The organism is Acinetobacter shaoyimingii (genome assembly GCF_011578045.1).
Taxonomy (GTDB): domain Bacteria; phylum Pseudomonadota; class Gammaproteobacteria; order Pseudomonadales; family Moraxellaceae; genus Acinetobacter; species Acinetobacter shaoyimingii.
The window spans coordinates 2,367,826-2,388,428 of sequence record NZ_CP049801.1 but is presented as its reverse complement, the minus strand read 5'-3'; the positions used below and the strand labels follow the sequence as shown (position 1 = coordinate 2,388,428).

Below are 20,603 nucleotides of genomic sequence, written 5' to 3'. Positions count from 1 at the left end.
TCTGTGTAGAGGGCTTTTTTATGATCATTCCAAATGGATTGATTCATTATTCGAAAAGTTAAGCTGTTTTTGTACCCGTATGTACAGTGTGAATTAAATCTGAAATGTCATAACCTAGACTTTGAGCATAAGCTAAGTATTCCTGCTTGGTTGCTTCATCTAAAGTCACATCACGATGCAAAATCCATAAATATTTTAAATTCGGTTCACCAACCAAAGCGGTTTGATAGTTTGCATCAATTTTTAACACCCAGTAATCACCTTTGGTAAAGGGAATCCAGCGAAAACCTTCAGGTAAAAAACTTACTTCAAGTTTCGCATTTGGACCATCAATCACGGTGGCTTCACCAATTGATTCATCGACTTGCTTATTTTCATCTAGGCAGCGGTTTTGTACACGAATTTTACCATCATCATTCATTGAGTAGACTGCTGAAACATCGGTGCTGTCCTCAGGTTGATGTTTCATAGGAAGACGTGCGATTTCATACCATGTGCCAAGATAGCGATTTAAATTAAAATTAGAAACGGTGGGGATATTTGACATGTTTTATTCCTTATTATGTCTAAGATACGATGTATCAAGATAGAAACGAAATAAAAATATTATGTGGTTTTATTATGCTCATGAATAGATAAGGTTTGTAGGCTTATTTTATATAAACAGTAAAACTAATTTATTTATTTTTATTGATTTATTCAAAAAGGATCGCTGTAATTGAGTGGTGTTTCATACTAAATGAATAAAACTGCTAGAACTTATTTATAAACCATTATGTGAAAAGGTATATGAAGTGGTCATAAAAAAACCTCCAAGATCTGGAGGCTGAATGAGCATGGTGATAAAAATTTAAATCGCCAAGACGGGCACATTTTGTATGAATGATTGTGGGTAACTCAGGCGCTTTGGTTTGTAGTTATTTTTCCAAAATTGAGCATCTTTAGGTTTATCTTTCTCAATATCCTCAATGGCTTTAAAGAATGTAGGCATTGCATGATAAATTTGTGTAATATTACGATCGGTCTCAGCATCACTCGCTTGAAAATAAGGCTGTAAAATACAGAACCCACGATAGTCAAATGTTGAATAATAGGGAATAACCAATTGAATATTCATATGATGTTCACCATAGTTTCGAATATGCAATGAAATGGCATCAACCCGAATTTGTGGTAAACAAGCGTACATCTCGTACCCAAGTACATTGAGTTGAAGTTGATCTGGGTTTTGATCTAAGCGCGATAAGAGTGTTGATAGTTCAGCATCTGGATGGCTATGAAATGTATTCCCATCTGGAAAACTCGTCGGAATCAATGTTTCATCTGGTGACTGGCGTGGTAAGACGCCATGAATTTTCATCAATAAAAAATGCGCTAAAATAGCAGCCTGTTGTAACGCCCGATCATAAGGGGTAATGGTAATTGAAGACTGCGTGGTTGATTGTGCTAGATAAATTGGATTTGCAACTGGTTTGATTTTTTCAATAATTGAATGTGCAAATTCTATAGAACTGGTCTCAATTTTTGGAGCAAAAAGAAAATCACTGATATGTTGAGAGATAAAAAAGAACCCACTATCTATTTGCGCAATGCGACAGGTTCCAATTTGTTCAGGTATAGCTTGTTCAACCATTTGACTCACTTGTTGCGAGCTGTACCAACGCAGAGCACAGCCACACTCCTGAGCGATCACTCGTCCTAAATAGCCTGCTAAATATAAAATAAAGCAAAAATGTTTAGGTTCAGAAAGAAATTGAGCCGGTGATTGAATATATTGAGTTCGAATTTCACGCATCAGCTCGTCCAATCTCACCAAACTTTCAAGACTGTAATCCAGATTTGATGCACGCACCATCGGTTCAAAAGCCGTCTCACAAAACAGTGCATAACCTTTTTGATAGATGGTCTGCATATTGTGCATTTCTTCACTATGCATTTGCGTATCATTAATTTTAAGAATTTGATTATTAATGATTAAATTTTCGATTTCTTGACTAATTTTAATGGAATGCTCATCTGAACAAAAATGCTTAACCACATAAAATAAAGGGAGCGTAATTTGGTTATTGCAGTTAATGCCATATTGATGAATAAAATCATTCGGTTTGTCTTTAAAGCTTTGAAACACTTGGTGCATTTCTGCGTAGCTTTGCCAATTTTCTGGTTGACCGAGTTTATAGCAGATAAATTGACCCATATAACTGGCAATCAGTTTGATGGTATTGCATTTTAAAGGATCTTCAATAAAGTTTGCATCCAGTTTTCCAACCTGTTTTTTAAATGCATCAAACATTTGATCCAAACGTTTGAAACTCTCGAAAGTATTGTTGAAGTTTACAGTTTTTAGTGCACTAGCAATGAAAAACTCATGTTGATGCTCACCAGATTCAAACTTCTGACGTAAATTCTGCATGATTTGAGTACTATTTAAATTGAGTTCTTGGTGCATGGTATTGTTAAATCTCATTTTTTTAAAATTATGTCGTTATACATATATATAAAATTAAGGGATAAGTATAGTTGTGTTTCTCTAAAATGTTGATGTAGAAATTGTTATAAATATTTGTGTTCCTTCATCTTTATTTACTCTGCAGCAGGTGTTCTATATTTTGTTGTTAGTTACGATTCAAGTGGGGTGTTTACAGCTACACGGTGAATGGAAAATTCATAAAATTTGAGCGTCAACAGCGCATTCAACTTGCGCCGTGTGATTGAGCAAGAGGGGATGGTACAAAATAGTCAGTGCAAAATTTTTTCAAATTAAGCCAAGAGATGTTCGCCAATATGTTTTGTGTTTCGAGGCAGACGCTCAATAAGCATTTGCAAGGACTATTCAAACCAAATGTATTGCAATGGAAGCAAGGCTATATTGAAATCTTTGATTATGAAAAATTAATCCATATCGGTGAATTAGATTGAGTTTGCAAGAACATAGTGATAATAAAAAACCCAGACAAACTGGGTGTATTTTGAATGATTTTAGTGATTTGTTGTTGCTTCACTTACATATTTTTTTAAATATTTCTCTCGAATCTCTGTACGTTGTTCAGCACTGGTTGCTTTGAGCATTTTCTGACGCATTTCATTGCGTTCAGTGGTACTCATTTGTTGCCATGCTTCGCGCATTTGTAATTTTTCTTGCTCTGGAAGTTGTGTAAACCAATCCATACGTTGCTGTAATACGGTACTTTGATCTTCAGGAATTTCCTTAAGATTTTGATAACGTTTAATCAGGGCGCGTTGTTCGTCTTCAGATAAAGCATCCCATGCATCATTAACTTGATTGTTGCTGTCTTTAGAAAAAATCCAAAAACGTTCGTACCCTGCAAAGCTGGTTTGCAATAAACTTAAGGCACAAAATGCCAAGGCTATATGTTTAGCTGCCATGTGCAACTTTATCCTCACCAAAAACAGAAAGCATCTCTAAATCTTCCATCATTTGCGGTGAAAGTTTAGGATTGACCACCATTTGTTGTTGATCTTGTTTATCATTGAAATCAACAGCATTTGGTAGTATCACGAAACCCGTAATTGCTGCAGCCAATGCAAAACCTGTCATTTTCCATGAGCTGAAACGTGACATAAATGGCTTAGCATGAATTTCTTCTAAGACATGATCCATCACCACGGCTTTATTTCTGTGGTGAACAGCTAAATGATCAAGCTTGGATGTAAGTTGTTTTGCGAAGTCATCATTCTTCATCAGATGATCCTCCCATGTTTGGATTTAAATGAGAGAGTGAATTTCTTAAACCCTGTATTGCTCGATGATAATGTGTTTTAACACTACCTTCTGAGCAATCCATAATTTGTGCTGTGGTTTGGGTATCAAACCCTTCCCATGCGCGAAGCATGAATGCTTGTTGTTGTCTTACAGGTAATTTAGAAATTGCCTCTTGGATTTCTTCTACAGCGAGTTCTTGCGATAAAAATTGTAATGGATTTGGCGTACTTTCATCCACGATATCCATGACTTCATCATCATCGCTGTCGTGATCTGCTTTTTTAAACAGTGAAAATGGGAAAGCACGGCGTGATTCTTTTCGACGCCAATCTTGTAATTTGTTATTTAGAATAGTGTAAAACAGGGGATACCACTCATCGGTGGATTTGTCTGCATAGGACTTATACAAAGAAATAAATGCTTCTTGAACCAAGTCCATGGCTATCCCATTATGACCTTGGGTTGCACTTTCCATCATCACTAAGGCACGACCTGTCACATCACGCATGAAAAATTTCAGGCGTTGTTCTGCAGTACTTACCAAAGTACCGGCATCTTCAGACTGTGACTTTTTTGGTGCTAAATCCATAGAGATGGAAAATCCCGTCATTGGGCACCCACCATTATTCTAAAATCGTTACTTATATAACGTTAAAAGATAATGATAGGTTGACAATTTAAGCAACTATTTTTTAGCAGTTTAAATGATTTTGTAAGCAGAGGTATACTTGTTAATATAAATTAACGAATCAAATGCGTTGACGCACCATCTCAAAAACGCAGATAGAACCTGCAATGGCAACGTTTAACGACTCTTGTCCACCGGGTTGCGGTATTGAAATCGCAGCAGCATTGGCAAGAGCATATTCAGATACGCCTTGACCTTCATTGCCAAGCACCCAAACGCAAGGTTGGGTCAAATCTTTGCTATATAAACTTTCAGATTCGTGTGAACTGGTCACATAAATTGGAATTGAAAACTTCTCTAAAACATCTTCAATAGCGATATTTTCATAGGTACTTAAAGAAAAATGTGCACCCATGCCTGCACGTAAAACACGTGGCGACCATAAAGAAGCTGAACCTTTGGTCGAGACAACTTGTTGAATGCCCGCAGCTGCAGCAGAACGAAGCAGTGTGCCTACATTGCCTGGGTCTTGGATATTTTCCAAAACCAAAGTGTCTTTAGAGAAATCTAAAGATTGGCTTGAAGATGGAATATCGACCACTGCAAGGCACGCAAGTGTTGTACCTAAAGTACTTAAATCTTTATAAAGGCTTTCACTGATAATGAAGACTGTGCCTGCGTATTGTTCCGCAATTTTGTCAAAGTCAGCATGTTCGATGGCTTGTTCAGTGGTAAAAATAGAGGTAATTTGACGTTTCTTTTCTAACCATGCAAGACAAAGGTGTGTGCCTTCAAGCACAGTTTGACCTTGTTTTTTACGGTAAGTATTTTGCTCAATTAATCCACGTAAGTGTTTAATTTTTGGGTTATCTTTTGATTCGAGATAAATCATTGCCATGGAGTAATATATCCATGGAAGTTGAAGCGAGGTTCAACTTCCATTGTAAATGTAAAATTTAAATTAGATGTTGTGGTAAGAAGTGACAAGGTCTACTTCATTTTTAGAACCAATCACTACAGGTACACGTTGATGGAGTTCTGTAGGTTGGATCTCTAAAATACGTACACGACCTGTGGTTGAAGCGCCACCTGCTTGTTCCATGAGCATGCTCATAGGGTTTGCTTCATACATTAAGCGTAAACGACCTGCTTTTTTAGGATCTTTAGTGTCATATGGATACAAGAAGATACCGCTACGGCAAAGAATGCGGTGAATATCACCCACCATACATGCAACCCAACGCATGTTGAAATCTTTTTCACGTACAGATGTTTTGCCTGCTTGTAATTCGTCGATATAACGTTTTACTGGCGCTTCCCAATGACGAGCGTTTGAAGCATTAATCGCATATTCTTTCGTATCAGCAGCGACTTGGATATTTTCTGATGTGAGTAAGAATTCTTTAGATTCAGGATCAAACGTGAAGAAGATTGTTCCAGCGCCTACAGTTAAAGCCATCATGGTTGATGGACCATAAAGCACATAACCCGCAGCTACTTGCTCAGTACCTGCTTGCATAAAATCTTTGGCTTGAGTCACTGCATTTTTTGCAGGCAAGATTGAGAAAATGGTACCCACGCACATGTTAATGTCGATGTTGCTTGAACCATCAAGCGGATCGAACAATACAAGATATTTGCCATTTTCTTGAGCAGGGGTGAATTCGTCTAATTCTTCAGAAGCCAAACCACCGACATTGGCGTTGTTTTTCAATGCATCAATCAAATAGTCATTTGAAATCACATCGAGTTTTTTCTGTTCTTCGCCTTGAACATTTTCATGTTGCGCACTACCTAAAACACCAGCTAAAGCACCTTTTTGTAAAAGCTGATCGATGTCTTTACATGTTTTTGCAATGGTTTCAATGACATTCGATAATTCAGGTGTAAGATTCCCTTGCTGTTGTTGTAAGTATTGGGAGAGGGTGCGGTAAGACATAGCAAAATGCTCCAGAAAGCAGTCAAGATATAACAAAATTTGAATGGGTCTATTTTAGAGAGTTCAGCTCAAAATAGAAACCTTAATTGAGTATTGTAAAGAATTCTGCTTGAAAGAGTTGTAGAACATGCTATTTTGATACTAAGAATAAAATGTTATACAACACATCGATGTATAAGGAGAACGAAAATGACCGTACAAAAGTTTGAAGCGACTCCAACGCCGAATGAAGCGATTAATCTAGATAGTATTACGAAAGACTCTTCCAATGAAGCGTGGAAGCAATACGAGTCCAAGCCTGAATATAAAAAGTTTAATAAGCATGACATGATTGAAGCCATGCAACATCCCATGCCGAAAGACGGTGATGCATAAGCAATAAAAAAGCGCCCATTCACAATGAGCGCTTTTTTTAGCACTGGATTATTTTAAGCACATTGTGTTGTGGACAATCTGAAAAAAATAATCAGCCAGCCAATTACTTAAGTAATGGTGGAACAGCTTCGTAGTTTAATTCAACACGGCGGTTTTCTTTGTAAGCTGCTTCGTCATGACCTGCATTTACTGGCATTTCTTTACCGTAACTTACAGCTTCAAGTTGAGTTGCATTTACACCATTCGTGATTAAGTAGCTTTGAACTGCTTTAGCACGACGCTCACCTAGCGCCATGTTGTACTCACGCGTACCGCGCTCATCTGTATGACCTGTCAAAGCGATTTTAGAATTCGCATTTGCCAATAAGAATTGAGCATGTGCTTGAAGTGTTTGATAATCTTCATTCGTTAAATCACTGCTGTCATAGTCAAAGTGAACAACACGTTTAGCCAAGAACGCTTTGTTTGCTTCAGTCACACCTTTAGCAGATGCGCCATTTAAGCTTTGTGCATCTAGTGCTGCATCTTCACTTAGACCAGTTGTATCTACAGTAGATGCAGTTGTTGGTGCAGTTGCAGTCGTTGTTGTAGTCGCAGGCTTACGGCTAGCACAACCTGTCATAACAATGCTAAGCGCAAGAAGCGGTAACGCTAGAGTTTTGATGGCTTTCATGTTTTTCTCCATTGAAAAATTGATGAGATTATTTTGGGGCCCAAGCAGGTTCTCGGACTTCACCTTGCTCACTTGGTAGATTCATACGGAATCTGCCATCAGTCGACATAATCGACAATAGTCCACGGTTGTTTTCACGCGTTGCGTAAACCACCATTTGACCATTAGGAGAGAAGCTTGGAGATTCATCCAAACTTGTTGGGGTCAAAATATTGGTAATACCTGTGGAAATTTCTTGAATCGCGACTTTGTAGTTGCTGCCTGATGGACGATGTACTAAAGCGACATATTTACCATCTGCACTGAGCGTGCCACGTGCATTAAATGCACCACGGAAAGTGAGACGTTTTGTCGTACTATCTGCAAAAGAATATTTATAAATCTGTGCAGAACCACCACGATCAGAAGTAAAGATAAATCCTTTACCATCAGGAGTATAGCGCGCTTCAGTGTCAATCGCAGAATCATTGGTCATGCGTTTGACTTGGCGAGTCTCTAAATCCATTTGGTAGATTTCAGGGTTATCATGCATAGAAGCTGTAAATAACATGCTCTTGCCATCTGGAGAGAAGCTTGGTGCACCATTTAAACCACGGAAAGCGGCCAATTTTTCACGTTGACCCGTAGCTAAGTCTTGTACATAAATGGCAGGACGTTTGGTCTCAAACGATACATAAGCAATTTTCTTACCATCTGGCGTCCAAGCAGGCGAGAGAATTGGGTATTTTGAGCTGAGTACGGTTTTCGGTCTTTCGCCATCTGTATCTGCAATTTGAAGCGTGTACCGTTGTGCTGGAGTTGCAGCATTACGGAGTACATAAGCAATACGACCACTAAAATCGCCTGCAATACCTGTCAATGCTTGATAGATTGCATCACTAATCATATGACCTGCAGAACGCACACGAGATGCAGGTACAGTCAATAATTCATTCAGTAGATATTTTTGTTTTTCGACATCATAAAGTTGATAGTGTACTGCAAGAGAGCCATCTGCATTGGTTTTGATGTCACCTGTAACCACATAAGGCACACCAGCAGCTTTCCAAGCATCTGCATTGGCATTGTTGATTGTTGCTGATGCTGGAAGATTTTTAGATGCGCTACTAAAACGACCTGAACGATTAAGATCATTTTCTACGATTGGATAAAGTGCATTGTCATTATTGAATGGCACAATTGCAATTTTAGGAGCTTGTTCTGGTGCTTTTGCAATTTCTAAATGAAGCTGGGCATAAGAGGTAGTCACAATTGCAGGACTAAGCGCTGCAAGAATAGCGATACCTAAAAAATGTTTTGTGGTCATTTTCATTGGACTCGATGTACTCAATGTAGTGGTTTTTAATTCATACTAGCTTTTTAGCATAAAGACATGATTTTAATCTATAACAAGCATGTAATTCATGGTGTGTTTGCATGATAAATCACCCTAATCAATTTAGGTGATTTATATGAAATGGTAAAGTGTAATCATTTGAATAAAATTTAAGTTGCAATAAATATTTAAAATGTCGATATACAATAACCATGATAGAAAAGAAAATGAAAATTTAGGCATAAAGAGGTCAAACCCTATACGAATATAGGGTTTGTTTGAACAGATTATTTGACGGTGAATGAGGCTGTAAATGTACGTGCCTGACTACGTGCATCAGGATCTGATGGCATCGGATAGGGGGCAGCAGAACGAACGGCTTGTTCAACGCTGGCTTTGACATCTGGATCTGTCGCATTGACAACCACAGAAGCCACGCCACCACTTTCCGTTAAGGTCACACGTGCAGATGCTTTTTGCCCAGAAGAATTGGCAGGCATACGCCATGCATTTTTAACTTTGTTTTCAAAGTCACGTTTTGCAGAAGAAGCAATTTTCTTCGCTTCAGCTTTTTTTGCAGCAGCAGCTTCTTTTGCCTTATCTGCAGCAGATGCCTTTTCAGCTTCGAGTTCACGCTCTAAATCAGCTTTACGTTTTGCATCAGCTTCAGATTTGGCTTTTGCCTTCGCATCGGCATCAGCTTTTGCTTTTGCATCGGCTTTGGCTTTGGCATTTGCATCAGCTTTACGTTTGGCTTCGGCTTCCGCCTTGGCTTTAGCATTTGCATCGGCTTTACGTTTGGCTTCGGCTTCCGCCTTGGCTTTAGCATTCGCATCAGCTTTACGTTTCGCTTCGGCATCCGCCTTGGCTTTAGCATTTGCATCGGCTTCCGCCTTGGCTTTAGTATTTGCTTCAGCTTTACGTTTAGCTTCGGCTTCCGCCTTGGCTTTAGCATTTGCATCGGCTTTACGTTTTGCTTCGGCTTCCGCCTTGGCTTTAGTATTTGCTTCAGCTTTACGTTTCGCTTCGGCTTCCGCCTTGGCTTTAGCATTCGCATCAGCTTTACGTTTCGCTTCGGCTTCTGCCTTAGCTTTTGCATTTGCCTCAGCTTGAGCTTTAGCTGCGGCTTCTGCTTTCGCCTTGTTGGAAGCATCGGCTTTTGCTTGACGTGCTTTTTCAGCAGCTTCCGCTTTGGCTAAAGCTGCTGCTTGAGCAGCCTTTTGAGCGGCAAGTTTTTCAGCTTCCGCTTTTTTATTTGCTTCAGCCGCTTTTTGAGCCTCTTTTTGTTGATCGACTTTCGGTAAAACAGGCGGAGTTGGCGCTGTCACTGGAATTTCAGGTGCATCCACAACCGGTTCATTGGTTTGTTGAATCTGCTCTTGAACATTGGTATCTGCTGTTTCAGTCGCATCAGTTTCAATCATTGGTTTTGGATCAACCAAATCTTCAGGTTTGACTAAAACCGTTTTAATTTGTTTTGGTGGTTCAGGAGGGCGCGTAATGCCTAAAAAAATTAAGCCCGTAAGTGCAACCACATGCACAGCAACAGTGAAACCAAGTGCAATCTTGTTTTCTCTGGATTGTGGCTTCTTCATATGATTCATCGCTTACTTAACAGACTCAGTGAGTAATCCAACTTGGGTGAGTCCTGCATCTTGAAGTGTTGACATCAGTTTCATCACTTCGCCATATGGACGAGTTTCACTGCCGTTAATTAACACACTAAGTTGTTTATTGTTTTCCTGAGCTTTGTTTTGAGCTTCAGTGAGAACTTGCTCTAATTCCTCAAGTTCCATCACATCATTTTTGTGCTGAGCATCTTCAAGTTTAATGGTGCCATCTGCTTCTAAAGTGACAATGGCAGGACGATCTTCAGAAACAATTGGATTGTTATTTGCCTGAGGTAAATCAACTTTTACACCTGTGGTGATCATAGGTGCTGTCACCATAAAGATCACCAGTAACACCAACATCACGTCGATATAGGGTACGACATTCATGTCACTTTTTAATGGTTTTTTAATACGCTCAAAGCGTCCAGAACGTTGAATCGCCATGATTATTCAGCTTCCTGTGTAGATCCCACAGACTGACGTTGTAATAGCGCCACCATTTCTTCTGAAAATAAAGCACGGTCTGAATAAACTTGTTCACCCTTGGCTGTGTAATGGTTAAATGCCAATACAGCAGGTATCGCAGCAAAAAGACCAATCGCTGTTGCGACTAATGCTTCTGCAATACCTGGAGCAACTGTGCCTAAAGTCACTTGTTCCACTTGTGCTAGACCAATAAAGGCATTCATGATGCCCCAAACTGTACCAAATAAACCAATATAAGGGGCAACTGAACCAATACTTGCAAGTGTACCTAAGCCTTGTTCCATTTGACCTTGGTCACGACTTAAACCTACACGTAAAATACGTTCAGTGCCGTCAATGGTTTGTTCAGTGTGTGCTTTAGTTTTTTTGAGTTTTAAAAATTCGCCCATGCCGTGATAGAAAATATCTTCTAATCCTTCACGTTTAGAATTGACTTGAGCATTGTTGTAGAGGGTATTGAGTTCTGCACCTGACCAGAAAACTTTCTGGAAGTGTTCATCACCTTGTTTGGCTTTTTTAAAGGTCATATGTAACTTGGCAATCAGGTACCAACTCAAGAGAGAGGCCAAGACCAGAATAAGCATGACCAATTGAACTACAGGACTTGCTTGTAAGATTAAATCTGAAATATGAAGTGAAGATTCTAGTTGTGTTGCCATAGTTACATGTGCCAAAAGTGTTTATTCGTGAGCTAATTCCCTTTGAATGAGATCACGTATTTCATCAGGAATTCTTAGTGGTCGCATGGCTGAACTAATACATGCCAATTCGACCTCGCCAGAAGCAAGCATGATTTCACCACGATAAATATTTTGTTGCAATACAAAAGATGTGGCTTTACACGAAACTACACTCGCTGTAACAGTAATTAAGTCATCCATCATGATTGGACGTGAATATTTCAGCGCAATTTTATGTACAACGAAGTTGTAGTCTTTTTGGTGCCAGTAATGTGAAATGCCTGAAGCGCGTAGCCATTCTGTACGGGCACGTTCCATAAAACGTATGTGATTGGCGTGATAGACAATACCTCCTGCATCGGTATCTTCTATATAAACCCGAATTTGAAATTCAAATTTGTTCGCCATGTTCATGTTCCATTTGCTGGTTAATGCTGTATTGAGGTTAAAGCGGATGTTCAGAATATGATTTTTTCGCTTCATTATCCTGAGGTCAAGCACTTTAAAGCGTTGAAGTTTATCACTCTGAAGTTTCAGTCCAATGGCACAAGGTTTCAATTGTTATTGAGCAATTGCCTATGCATGAAGCCATGACATTATGACTCATGATGTTCAATGCAATACTTTTAAGTTGCAAAATAATGTGTTTAGCTGTCTCTGATTTTAGATTAAAATTATTGTAAATATATCATTTTATTTAATTTTTTGAGGTGGGGATGGTTGATATAGATAAGCATGATGGTCAGGATGTGATGATTCAACTGCCATGGGTTGTGCCTATCCAACCAACGGTGAGTACGCATATCGTTGCTGAAACCAATCAATCAAGAGTTCCATTGGATTTAAATGTGAGTTCGACGGATTGGCTTGTTGCTGGATCAATTATTGTTTCGGGATTAATTAGTGTATTAGGATTTTTTACAACCATTTATGTAGTTAGAAAATCCACTCAAGAAAATATATTTTCAAATCAAAATTTAATTAAATCTCAGATAGAAATAAAGGTTGCAGAACTTAGAATATTAAGTGGTGATCATAAATTAGCTAAATTTAGAGATTCAATTTCTCATTACTACCAAGTTGGAATGGAGTTTAATAATCAATGTATTACTTCAATTGAGGTTATTTATCACCTCAATAAATTAAATGAAATTGAGAATATCAGAGATAAAATTAAATCAAAATATTTTCATTTATGCTCAGCTGCTCATGGGGTATTTGTATATTTTGATTTTAAAAATGAAAATGATAAATTTTTAAAAGACGAATTATTTCAAATTATGAAACTAGCTTGGAGCTTCTATTCAGAACTGGGTATAGATGAAAAAAAAAGTTCAGAGACCTTAGATAAAATAGCCAAAAAATTTGGTAATTCACAAATGAACTTGAACCAATTTATCAAGGAGAAAGAAAAATGCCTATATGCTTGGCAGGACATATAGGCCTTGATATTTTATTTAGGCTCAGGTGGTGTCATCCCAAACTGTAAATACGCCATATTGGTAGCAATACGTCCACGTGCAGTTCGCATCACATAACCTTGTTGAATCAAATAAGGCTCAATCACATCTTCAAGTGTGCCTGAGTCTTCCGCCATAGCCGCAGCTAAAGCTTCAACACCCGCAGGACCACCATCAAAACGCTCAAGCAACATGCTTAAATAACGACGGTCTAAAGTATCTAAACCATCTTTATCAACATTGAGCATATCCAGTGCTCGTTGTGCCATGTCTTGTGTTACTTCACCAGTGCCTTTGACTTGTGCGTAGTCACGTACTCGACGTAACAAGCGATTGGCAATACGTGGTGTACCACGTGCACGACGAGCAATTTCTTGAGCACCGTCCGCTGTCATCGGTACATCCATGAGACTGGCAGAACGTGACACAATATGAGTTAAGTCTTCAACTGAATAAAACTCTAAACGTTGCACAATACCGAAACGATCACGAAGTGGTGAAGTCAGCAAACCTGCACGAGTTGTTGCGGCAACCAGTGTAAATGGCGGCAAATCGAGTTTAATGGAACGTGCGCCAGGTCCTTCACCAATCATGATGTCGAGCTGGTAATCTTCCATGGCTGGGTAGAGGATTTCTTCGATCACAGGTGAAAGGCGGTGGATTTCATCAATGAACAGCACATCGCCTTCTTCGAGGTTGGTCAGCATGGCAGCCAAATCACCTGCACGTTCTAAGACGGGACCAGAAGTTGATTTTAGGTTGCCACCCATTTCACGAGCAATGATGTTAGCAAGTGTGGTTTTACCGAGACCGGGAGGACCAAAAATTAAAGTATGGTCAAGTGCTTCACCACGACCTCGTGCCGCACCAATGAAGATTTCCATTTGTTCACGGACTACAGGTTGCCCGATGTAGTCATCAAGCGACGTTGGTCGAATGGCACGATCAAAGTGATCTTCGGGTTTTTCAGAACCACTGATTATACGGTCTTGCATAAAGCTTAATTACCAATATTGTGAAGATCTTCAATGTTTGTTTTCATACAGCCATAATGATAGATCTTAATTCTTAAACTTTCGCGTAGGCGATAACTTACTTTTGACAGGGCAAAAGTAACAAAACCCTTTGCAGAAATAATGGCACATCCTATGCCATCTTTCTGCGGCAGCATCCATGCTGCCCATCAACTGATCTCATACTTATAGATACTTATAAATATGGGGTTAAATCATTACTTATTCATCGACTTGAGTGCAGCACGGATAATGTCAGATGCTTCAGTGTAGTCGGCTTTGACTGCATTAATCAATTTTTGTGCTTCAGCAGGTTTATAACCGAGTGATTGCAAAGCGGCTTCAGCTTCAGCCACTGCCGAGTTGCCTGTAAATTGAATTTGTTCAGTGGTTGAGTTGCTATGTGTTGCCCCAGCAGACATGGCTTTAAAACGATCACGGAGTTCAATCATCAGACGTTCAGCGGTTTTTTTGCCGACACCTGGGACTTTAACCAAAGTGTTCACATCTTCATGTTCGACGGTGTGAATCAGCATTTCAACACTTAAGGTAGAAAGAATGCCGAGTGCCATTTTCGGACCCACGCCATTGACTTTGAGCAGGGTACGGAAAATGGTTTTTTCACGTGCATCAATAAAGCCATAAAGAAGTTGGGCATCTTCACGTACAGCTAAATGCGTCCATAGCGTTACTTTTTGACCTTTTTGCAGTTGGCAAAATGTTGAAAGTGGTGTGTCAATTTCATAGCCTACACCGTTGACATTTAAAACCACGGTAGGTGCTTCTAAAGCAAGGACTTCACCAATAAGACATCCGATCATTAAACTTATTCACTTCTTTGTTGATGGTTGAATATTAGAGATAAATTGAAACGATGGCAAAAGAGATTTAGAGCAAAGAGAATAAACCACAATCTTCTTTACTTGGAATAAATTCAATAATCCAATAATTTTGCTCATCTTTGTATTGTGTCGAAATGCAACTCTGATCTCCGGTTATTTGATGCTTGAACTGAATAAAATAAGGATTATCTTGCCTAATCCAATGGTTCTCTTCATATTTCGGGATATAGCGTAAATAAAGATCATGTCGACTTAATTGCGATTCAGGTATATGAATCGCAAAGCGTATGGCTCCAGATTTAAACCACGAGAAATGAATCCATTCAGGATTCTCTATTTGTTCTGCAAATATAACTTTTGCTTCATCACTAAGTCGTAAGGCAGACGACGGTAGTTTTTCTAAACGCTGATCTAGGGTCTTTACGGCTATAGGTTTTGAATGCTTAATATTAATTTTGGTGAGAAAAGTGAAGATCAGGATTAATACTAAAGCTAAAACTGCAATGTAAATATATTGAATCAAGTCTACATTCGGTTCATCTTTTTTCACTATATATTCCTAATTTAAATATTAACTTCTATAAAAATCCCACCTTATTACCCTGTAATTCCTGCGCCAAATTATAGGCCTGATGATCTGAAAATTTAGAAATAATGTCTAAAACTTGCATGATGTTTTCATAATGATCATCACTAAATCTCGCGCCAAAACCAGTCAATATCGTCATTAAACGACCTTCTTTAAAACTGTTGACTTTATTCGGCGTGGTCAGCGGTATAAAGGCATCTAAAATATGCTGTAAACTTTGATGCGCAATAATTTCAAGACCTGCTTTTTGTGGGTGTTCGAAAATCTTATCTCGAGCCAGATTTTTTGCTTTGGTAATCCCTATTTCAATGTCTTCAGAACAACATTGTAATAAACTGGTTTTAAGTTGGCCTGACAAAATTTGATAATGATGCTTGGCAAAAGCTGTCGTCACTTCATCGACCAGACGTTTCATGACTCGACCACGTAAGGCTGCAATCTTTTGTTGCCATGTGGTATTGGGAATGCTTAATTCAACGGGAATACTGAACTCACCCAATAAATTTAGGAAAATAGGTTCAACTTCCTCATACGTAAGCATGTTTAAAATAATGCCATCTTCAAGGTCAATCAGGGCATAACAAATATCATCCGCAGCTTCGAGTAAATACGTCAAAGGATGACGACAATAATGATATTCACCGAGTTTAATGAGTCCAAGTTGTTCAGCGATCTGCATTAAAATTTCTTTTTCAGACTGATAGCAGCCAAATTTAGCGCGTTTGCTGGCGGGGATATCATCTTGCGACTCGATGGTTTTAGATAACCATGGGTACTTTAAGTAAGCCCCTAAGGTTGCGTAAGTGAGGCGCATACCACCATCATTGGGATGATAGTCAATTTTAGTCAGTAGTCTTAAACCTTGTGCGTTGCCTTCAAATTGACGCACATCGGCTTGCTGTTCAGGTGTCAGCGCTTTTAAAAAGTCACCGTGAGAGGCATCATCAAACCATTCGCGAATGGCGTATTCACCTGCATGACCAAAAGGTGGATTACCAATATCATGTGCTAAACATGCCGCTTGAATAATGGCGCCGACATCGGCAGGTGAAATCCACACAGGAAGTTCATCTTTGATTTTTTCAGCTGCTAACATGCCCAATGATCGACCAATACAAGAAACTTCAAGAGAATGCGTAAGACGGGTATGAATGGCATCGTGTTGTGTAAGCGGATGCACTTGGGTTTTACGATTCAGTTGACGAAAACTTTGCGAAAAAATAATACGATCATAATCTTTATGAAATGGACTACGAGCTTGTTCTGAGCTTTGTTTTTTACTGCCAATACGAATTGTGGAGAGGAGTTCTAACCAGCGCATTTGAGTCATTTATCATTATTCACTTATGTTTTAATGGCATCATGCCAAAAAAATGAGTATAGGACTAGGGTCGTGCGACATAAGTTGTCATACTTTGTTTGAAATGATCGTAATTCGTTTGAAATAATAGTGATTCAATTGAAATGAGATTTTTAGTTCATTAAAACAGAGTATGAACAAAATAATCGGATAAGCACATCAGAAAAACATTGAAATTTGATGAGATAGACCTCATGTTAGGAGAAATAAATTAAATATCCAAGAGATGCGAAATCTATGTTATTTCATTTGCCTAAATTGCCCGCCGAAATTCGTGTCACGCATTTAAATGCACGAATTAATGAACAACGAAAAAAAATTGCGCAGACGACAGCATCTAAGTTTGAGCTTTTACAATTGGCACAGCAATTATCCAAAGAAGCACGTGCACGTAAAAAGAATAACAATAAAGTCTATGTGATCGATTTTAAAGGCGATGTCGCTGCATCTGCGGTTGAACATCTGCGTGAAGAAATTACTTTAATTTTAGCAACAGCGAAAGCAGGTCGTGACCGTGTGGTGCTTCGTCTGGAAAGTCCAGGGGGCATGGTTCATGGCTATGGTCTCGCTGCTGCACAACTGGTTCGTTTACGAGATGCAGGATTTAACCTTACGATTTGCGTCGATAAAGTTGCTGCCAGTGGCGGTTATATGATGGCATGTATTGCCAATGAAATTGTTTCTGCGCCGTTTGCTGTATTAGGTTCAATTGGTGTTGTTGCACAAGTACCGAACTTTAATCGCTTGTTGAAAGAACACAATGTCGACTTCGAATTGTACACAGCAGGTCAGTACAAACGTACGGTGACCATGTTTGGTGAAAATACGGATGAAGGTAAAGCAAAATTCGAAGAAGAGTTGCAACAAACGCATGCGTTGTTTAAACACTTTGTTGAAAAATACCGTCCACAGCTGAATGTTGAGAAAGTTGCAACAGGTGAGCATTGGTATGGTCAAGATGCGCTTGATTTAAACTTGGTCGATAAACTGCAAACATCGGATGAATATTTGTTGAATTTATTGAGCCAAAACGATGTGTATTTGATTCAAACCCGTAGTAAGCCAACTTTAGGTGAAAAATTAGGTTTGCAAGCTGCGCAAATGGCAGATAGCTTAATTCCTGCGGTAATGAGTAAGGTATTGGATAGCTTAGTAAAAGCCAATTCAAATCTGGTTCAAATGCGTGATCCTAAACTTTAATTTAAATTTCTAAGTTTAAATGAAGTGGAAAAAGCCAATCTGATGATTGGCTTTTTTATTGGATCAGGCATTCGGTTTTTGTTTAATAAGCATCAAAATTCCCGTCACGATTGCCCCAAAGGTCGCAATCAGCATATCTTTATGTGCATCCCAAGCGTCGCCTTGCTGTCCATTATAATTCTCTGCTTCTTCAGGTGATAATCCAATTGCAATCAGCCATTCAATCCATTCATAAATGAGGCTGGTCGCCATGACAAATTGAACCGTGAGAAGAAATAACACGTAAGGTTTTAAAGTAGGTAGCCAGACTTGAAATAATCTTAAAAAGAATGGGTAGAGCAGTAAGCCATAAGCCAAATGTACTAAACGATCGTACATATTACGTGTCCATCCCATCGCTTGATTGAGATCGAAACTGAGATATTCAATGAACCACTCGTTATAAGGCACATAAGAGTAAAGATAATGCGCACCGAGGACATGAATGACTAAGAAACCTAAGTAAAGCACAAAACTAGATAAAGTCAGCCCAATTTTTTTGAGACAAACAAACAGCGCAATCAGCATCAGCAATGTACCGATTTGATGCAACATATATGATGGATATTCAAGTGGTTGGATCGAAGCAATAATGATGCAGATTGCAAGAACAGCTAGACTAAGCCAATGTTTTCTGGTTAATTTATAATAAATCATTGAATAAATTCTTATTTTAAGCATTGAGTTTGCCGTAGTATATAAAAAAAGCGAGATCTTGGCTTACTTTTAAATCTAAAAATCAATTTTTATCTGTCTATTTTTTTTATGAATAAAACCGACCTCTCAAAGCTTTTATCGCTTTAATCCATTAAAATATTTTCATTAGATTTAGAGTTATAGGGTAGAGCATGGCTGTTATAGAAGCATTTGAAGCGAAGCAAAACTGTTACTTTAATTATGATTTTGAAGAACTCAATTTAGTTGATGAATTTCCAAAAGAATTAGCTGTTTCCTTACGTGGTGTATTATATCGACATGAAATTGAATATCCCCATGCAAACTACTATATTTACTATTGTGATGTTTTGACTGGTGCTGAACTGGAAAAAATGAAAGCAGATTGGTTGCGATACTGTCCTGTTGAATAAAAGTTCCCTCTCCTGAGCAAGTTTTAAAGCACTGCTTTAAAGCGAAGCGCAAGAGTGAGCTTATATATTCAAATAAAAAAGCGAAGCCTAAGCTTCGCTTTTTTTGCTTTTATCTAAAATGAGATTTTAGACTTAGATTTTAGAGATAAGCTCTTTAATTTGTTTTGCTTGATCAGCAGCATTACCTGTGTAAGTTGCTGGTGTCATTTCCGCTAAACGCGCACGGTCGGCAGCAGGAACAGCTTCAAGTTCATTACCGTTCACGAAGCTCACCATCATGTCACGTGTCATTGCTTGACCACGTGTCAACGCTTTTAGTTTTTCATATGGTTTTTCAACTGCATAACGACGCATTACAGTTTGAATAGGTTCAGCCAATACTTCTTGAGCATTGTCTAAATCTTCAAGAATACGTTGTGCATTTAATTCAAGTTTACCAATACCTTTTGAACATGCTTCAAAAGCGATCAAGCTTTGTGCGAAACCAACACCCATGTTACGAAGAACCGTTGAGTCCGTTAAGTCACGCTGCCAGCGAGATACAGGAAGTTTCTCACCTAAGTGACCCAAGATTGCATTGGCAATACCCAAGTTACCTTCAGAGTTTTCGAAATCGATTGGATTGACTTTATGTGGCATGGTTGAAGAACCTACTTCGCCTTCTTTCAAACGTTGTTTGAAGAAGCCAAGCGAGATATAGCCCCAAACATCACGGTTAAAGTCGATTAAGATGGTATTGAAACGACGTAATGCATCAAACAATTCCGCCATGTAGTCGTGCGGTTCAATTTGAGTCGTGTACGGGTTGAATTCTAAGCCTAAAGATTCTACAAAGGCTTGTGAATGTGCAGGCCAGTTGATCTCTGGATAAGCAGAGTAGTGCGCATTATAGTTACCTACAGCACCATTGATTTTGCCTAGAAGTTCAACATTTTTGAATTGTTTGATTTGGCGTGCAAGACGGTAAGCCACGTTTGCCATTTCTTTACCCAAAGTGGTTGGGCTAGCTGTTTGACCATGTGTACGAGACAACATCGGTTGGTCAGCATGTTTTTCTGCAAGTTCAGCAATTGCATCAATGATTTGTTGCATTGCGACAACCAAAACTTCACGACCGCTTTTCAACATGAGTGCATGAGACAAGTTGTTGATGTCTTCAGACGTACATGCAAAGTGAATAAATTCGCCTGCATCTTTCAATTCATCAATGTGTGCAATTTTTTCTTTAAGGAAATACTCAACTGCTTTCACGTCATGGTTGGTTGTACGTTCAATTTCTTTAATGCGGTTTGCATCTTCTTCAGAGAAATCGGCAACAATCGCATCAAGTGCAGCGTTGGTTACAGCTGAAAATGCTGGAACTTCAGTAATTTCTGGGCGGTTAGCAAGCGCTTGTAACCAACGTACTTCAACAGTCACACGAGCATGGATTAGACCAAACTCAGACAGGAAAGGACGTAGAGCATCACATTTGCTCGCATAGCGTCCATCTAATGGTGAAAGTGCAGTTAAAGCGTTCATAGCGATTCCTTAAATTTTGGAATTAAACGTAAAACAAAAACTCGATGTGTATACATGG

General features: G+C 38.9%; 24 protein-coding genes. 5 read left to right on the top strand and 19 right to left on the bottom strand.

The window, feature by feature from the left end:
- Window positions 1-58: 58 nt before the first annotated feature.
- Both G8E00_RS10725 and G8E00_RS10720 read right to left on the bottom strand, forming a co-directional pair.
- The gene (locus G8E00_RS10725) at window positions 59-547 is read right to left on the bottom strand and encodes a lipocalin family protein (protein ID WP_166010615.1); all 489 of its coding nucleotides are present in this window, start codon (window positions 545-547) and stop codon (window positions 59-61) included.
- Window positions 548-850: 303 nt separating this feature from the next.
- On the bottom strand, window positions 851-2,449 hold the full coding sequence (locus G8E00_RS10720) for a hypothetical protein (RefSeq protein ID WP_227591361.1): 1,599 nt from the start codon (window positions 2,447-2,449) through the stop codon (window positions 851-853).
- Window positions 2,450-2,742: 293 nt separating this feature from the next.
- Here G8E00_RS10720 and G8E00_RS16540 point away from each other — a divergent pair, with 293 nt between their 5' ends.
- Complete coding sequence (locus G8E00_RS16540; protein WP_166224488.1) at window positions 2,743-2,919, top strand: helix-turn-helix domain-containing protein; 177 nt, start codon at window positions 2,743-2,745, stop codon at window positions 2,917-2,919.
- 60 nt (window positions 2,920-2,979) lie between these two features.
- Here G8E00_RS16540 and G8E00_RS10710 read toward each other — a convergent pair whose 3' ends face one another.
- The 5 genes from G8E00_RS10710 to G8E00_RS10690 all read right to left on the bottom strand — a co-directional run bounded on the left by G8E00_RS10710 (window position 2,980) and on the right by G8E00_RS10690 (window position 6,291).
- The gene (locus G8E00_RS10710) at window positions 2,980-3,387 is read right to left on the bottom strand and encodes a DUF3106 domain-containing protein (RefSeq protein ID WP_166224485.1); all 408 of its coding nucleotides are present in this window, start codon (window positions 3,385-3,387) and stop codon (window positions 2,980-2,982) included.
- Window positions 3,377-3,703: a hypothetical protein gene (locus G8E00_RS10705; protein ID WP_166224482.1), complete on the bottom strand. Its 327-nt coding sequence runs from the start codon at window positions 3,701-3,703 to the stop codon at window positions 3,377-3,379. The genes G8E00_RS10710 and G8E00_RS10705 overlap by 11 nt, the downstream gene beginning before the upstream one ends.
- On the bottom strand, window positions 3,693-4,313 hold the full coding sequence (locus tag G8E00_RS10700) for an RNA polymerase sigma factor (RefSeq protein WP_166010956.1): 621 nt from the start codon (window positions 4,311-4,313) through the stop codon (window positions 3,693-3,695). Before G8E00_RS10700 ends, G8E00_RS10705 begins: the two co-directional genes overlap by 11 nt.
- Window positions 4,314-4,473: 160 nt before the next feature.
- Window positions 4,474-5,250, bottom strand: coding sequence for a TrmH family RNA methyltransferase (locus G8E00_RS10695; RefSeq protein WP_166224479.1), 777 nt, complete (start codon window positions 5,248-5,250; stop codon window positions 4,474-4,476).
- Window positions 5,251-5,313: 63 nt separating this feature from the next.
- Window positions 5,314-6,291 (bottom strand): class 1 fructose-bisphosphatase, encoded by a 978-nt coding sequence (locus tag G8E00_RS10690; protein WP_166224476.1) that lies wholly within the window; start codon window positions 6,289-6,291, stop codon window positions 5,314-5,316.
- Window positions 6,292-6,480: 189 nt separating this feature from the next.
- Here G8E00_RS10690 and G8E00_RS10685 point away from each other — a divergent pair, with 189 nt between their 5' ends.
- Window positions 6,481-6,666 carry an NF038105 family protein gene (locus tag G8E00_RS10685; protein WP_166010601.1) on the top strand — a complete coding sequence of 62 codons (186 nt, stop codon included), beginning with the start codon at window positions 6,481-6,483 and terminating at the stop codon, window positions 6,664-6,666.
- Between the two features lie 103 nt (window positions 6,667-6,769).
- Here the strand turns inward: G8E00_RS10685 and pal are convergent, their stop codons facing one another.
- The 6 genes from pal to ybgC all read right to left on the bottom strand — a co-directional run bounded on the left by pal (window position 6,770) and on the right by ybgC (window position 11,841).
- Window positions 6,770-7,339 (bottom strand): peptidoglycan-associated lipoprotein Pal, encoded by a 570-nt coding sequence (gene pal / locus G8E00_RS10680; protein WP_166010599.1) that lies wholly within the window; start codon window positions 7,337-7,339, stop codon window positions 6,770-6,772.
- Between the two features lie 28 nt (window positions 7,340-7,367).
- On the bottom strand, window positions 7,368-8,651 hold the full coding sequence (gene tolB, locus G8E00_RS10675; RefSeq protein WP_166010597.1) for a Tol-Pal system beta propeller repeat protein TolB: 1,284 nt from the start codon (window positions 8,649-8,651) through the stop codon (window positions 7,368-7,370).
- A gap of 290 nt (window positions 8,652-8,941) precedes the next feature.
- Entirely contained in the window at window positions 8,942-10,258 is a 1,317-nt protein-coding gene (tolA, locus tag G8E00_RS10670; protein ID WP_166224473.1) for a cell envelope integrity protein TolA, read from the bottom strand.
- A gap of 3 nt (window positions 10,259-10,261) precedes the next feature.
- Complete coding sequence (gene tolR, locus G8E00_RS10665; RefSeq protein WP_166224470.1) at window positions 10,262-10,711, bottom strand: protein TolR; 450 nt, start codon at window positions 10,709-10,711, stop codon at window positions 10,262-10,264.
- Window positions 10,712-10,713: 2 nt separating this feature from the next.
- Window positions 10,714-11,412, bottom strand: coding sequence for a protein TolQ (tolQ, locus tag G8E00_RS10660; RefSeq protein ID WP_166010591.1), 699 nt, complete (start codon window positions 11,410-11,412; stop codon window positions 10,714-10,716).
- A 21-nt stretch (window positions 11,413-11,433) separates the two neighbouring features.
- On the bottom strand, window positions 11,434-11,841 hold the full coding sequence (ybgC, locus tag G8E00_RS10655) for a tol-pal system-associated acyl-CoA thioesterase (RefSeq protein WP_166010589.1): 408 nt from the start codon (window positions 11,839-11,841) through the stop codon (window positions 11,434-11,436).
- 308 nt (window positions 11,842-12,149) lie between these two features.
- Here ybgC and G8E00_RS10650 point away from each other — a divergent pair, with 308 nt between their 5' ends.
- A complete protein-coding gene (locus G8E00_RS10650) occupies window positions 12,150-12,875 on the top strand; it encodes a hypothetical protein (protein WP_166224467.1) in 726 nt (241 codons plus the stop codon).
- A gap of 11 nt (window positions 12,876-12,886) precedes the next feature.
- Here G8E00_RS10650 and ruvB read toward each other — a convergent pair whose 3' ends face one another.
- The 4 genes from ruvB to G8E00_RS10630 all read right to left on the bottom strand — a co-directional run bounded on the left by ruvB (window position 12,887) and on the right by G8E00_RS10630 (window position 16,667).
- Complete coding sequence (gene ruvB / locus G8E00_RS10645; RefSeq protein ID WP_166224464.1) at window positions 12,887-13,888, bottom strand: Holliday junction branch migration DNA helicase RuvB; 1,002 nt, start codon at window positions 13,886-13,888, stop codon at window positions 12,887-12,889.
- A 236-nt stretch (window positions 13,889-14,124) separates the two neighbouring features.
- Complete coding sequence (gene ruvA, locus G8E00_RS10640; protein WP_166010581.1) at window positions 14,125-14,727, bottom strand: Holliday junction branch migration protein RuvA; 603 nt, start codon at window positions 14,725-14,727, stop codon at window positions 14,125-14,127.
- 67 nt (window positions 14,728-14,794) lie between these two features.
- Window positions 14,795-15,298: a hypothetical protein gene (locus G8E00_RS10635; RefSeq protein ID WP_166224461.1), complete on the bottom strand. Its 504-nt coding sequence runs from the start codon at window positions 15,296-15,298 to the stop codon at window positions 14,795-14,797.
- 28 nt (window positions 15,299-15,326) lie between these two features.
- Window positions 15,327-16,667, bottom strand: a complete 1,341-nt coding sequence (locus G8E00_RS10630) for a deoxyguanosinetriphosphate triphosphohydrolase (RefSeq protein ID WP_166224458.1) — start codon at window positions 16,665-16,667, stop codon at window positions 15,327-15,329.
- A 267-nt stretch (window positions 16,668-16,934) separates the two neighbouring features.
- Between G8E00_RS10630 and sohB the strand changes: the two genes are divergently transcribed.
- Window positions 16,935-17,897, top strand: a complete 963-nt coding sequence (gene sohB / locus G8E00_RS10625) for a protease SohB (protein WP_166010575.1) — start codon at window positions 16,935-16,937, stop codon at window positions 17,895-17,897.
- A 63-nt stretch (window positions 17,898-17,960) separates the two neighbouring features.
- Here sohB and G8E00_RS10620 read toward each other — a convergent pair whose 3' ends face one another.
- Complete coding sequence (locus tag G8E00_RS10620) at window positions 17,961-18,593, bottom strand: DUF2238 domain-containing protein (RefSeq protein WP_166224455.1); 633 nt, start codon at window positions 18,591-18,593, stop codon at window positions 17,961-17,963.
- A gap of 191 nt (window positions 18,594-18,784) precedes the next feature.
- Between G8E00_RS10620 and G8E00_RS10615 the strand changes: the two genes are divergently transcribed.
- Window positions 18,785-19,024 (top strand): hypothetical protein, encoded by a 240-nt coding sequence (locus G8E00_RS10615; RefSeq protein WP_166224452.1) that lies wholly within the window; start codon window positions 18,785-18,787, stop codon window positions 19,022-19,024.
- Window positions 19,025-19,156: 132 nt separating this feature from the next.
- On the opposite strand, the gene purB is transcribed toward G8E00_RS10615, so the two are convergent.
- The gene (purB, locus tag G8E00_RS10610) at window positions 19,157-20,545 is read right to left on the bottom strand and encodes an adenylosuccinate lyase (protein WP_166224449.1); all 1,389 of its coding nucleotides are present in this window, start codon (window positions 20,543-20,545) and stop codon (window positions 19,157-19,159) included.
- Window positions 20,546-20,603 lie beyond the last annotated feature (58 nt).

Excerpts from the sequence above, each read along its gene's own strand:
- tolB (WP_166010597.1), bottom strand. The coding sequence starts at position 8,651 with ATGAAAATGACCACAAAACATTTTTTAGGTATCGCTATTCTTGCAGCG.
- G8E00_RS10710 (WP_166224485.1), bottom strand. The coding sequence starts at position 3,387 with ATGGCAGCTAAACATATAGCCTTGGCATTTTGTGCCTTAAGTTTATTG.
- G8E00_RS10650 (WP_166224467.1), top strand. The coding sequence starts at position 12,150 with ATGGTTGATATAGATAAGCATGATGGTCAGGATGTGATGATTCAACTG.
- G8E00_RS10700 (WP_166010956.1), bottom strand. The coding sequence starts at position 4,313 with ATGGATTTAGCACCAAAAAAGTCACAGTCTGAAGATGCCGGTACTTTG.
- G8E00_RS10725 (WP_166010615.1), bottom strand. The coding sequence starts at position 547 with ATGTCAAATATCCCCACCGTTTCTAATTTTAATTTAAATCGCTATCTT.
- G8E00_RS10615 (WP_166224452.1), top strand. The coding sequence starts at position 18,785 with ATGGCTGTTATAGAAGCATTTGAAGCGAAGCAAAACTGTTACTTTAAT.
- G8E00_RS10690 (WP_166224476.1), bottom strand. The coding sequence starts at position 6,291 with ATGTCTTACCGCACCCTCTCCCAATACTTACAACAACAGCAAGGGAAT.
- ruvA (WP_166010581.1), bottom strand. The coding sequence starts at position 14,727 with ATGATCGGATGTCTTATTGGTGAAGTCCTTGCTTTAGAAGCACCTACC.
- G8E00_RS10620 (WP_166224455.1), bottom strand. The coding sequence starts at position 18,593 with ATGATTTATTATAAATTAACCAGAAAACATTGGCTTAGTCTAGCTGTT.
- tolR (WP_166224470.1), bottom strand. The coding sequence starts at position 10,711 with ATGGCGATTCAACGTTCTGGACGCTTTGAGCGTATTAAAAAACCATTA.
- G8E00_RS10720 (WP_227591361.1), bottom strand. The coding sequence starts at position 2,449 with ATGCACCAAGAACTCAATTTAAATAGTACTCAAATCATGCAGAATTTA.
- tolQ (WP_166010591.1), bottom strand. The coding sequence starts at position 11,412 with ATGGCAACACAACTAGAATCTTCACTTCATATTTCAGATTTAATCTTA.
- G8E00_RS10695 (WP_166224479.1), bottom strand. The coding sequence starts at position 5,250 with ATGGCAATGATTTATCTCGAATCAAAAGATAACCCAAAAATTAAACAC.
- ruvB (WP_166224464.1), bottom strand. The coding sequence starts at position 13,888 with ATGCAAGACCGTATAATCAGTGGTTCTGAAAAACCCGAAGATCACTTT.
- tolA (WP_166224473.1), bottom strand. The coding sequence starts at position 10,258 with ATGAATCATATGAAGAAGCCACAATCCAGAGAAAACAAGATTGCACTT.
- ybgC (WP_166010589.1), bottom strand. The coding sequence starts at position 11,841 with ATGGCGAACAAATTTGAATTTCAAATTCGGGTTTATATAGAAGATACC.
- G8E00_RS10705 (WP_166224482.1), bottom strand. The coding sequence starts at position 3,703 with ATGAAGAATGATGACTTCGCAAAACAACTTACATCCAAGCTTGATCAT.
- pal (WP_166010599.1), bottom strand. The coding sequence starts at position 7,339 with ATGAAAGCCATCAAAACTCTAGCGTTACCGCTTCTTGCGCTTAGCATT.
- G8E00_RS10630 (WP_166224458.1), bottom strand. The coding sequence starts at position 16,667 with ATGACTCAAATGCGCTGGTTAGAACTCCTCTCCACAATTCGTATTGGC.
- purB (WP_166224449.1), bottom strand. The coding sequence starts at position 20,545 with ATGAACGCTTTAACTGCACTTTCACCATTAGATGGACGCTATGCGAGC.
- G8E00_RS10685 (WP_166010601.1), top strand. The coding sequence starts at position 6,481 with ATGACCGTACAAAAGTTTGAAGCGACTCCAACGCCGAATGAAGCGATT.
- sohB (WP_166010575.1), top strand. The coding sequence starts at position 16,935 with ATGTTATTTCATTTGCCTAAATTGCCCGCCGAAATTCGTGTCACGCAT.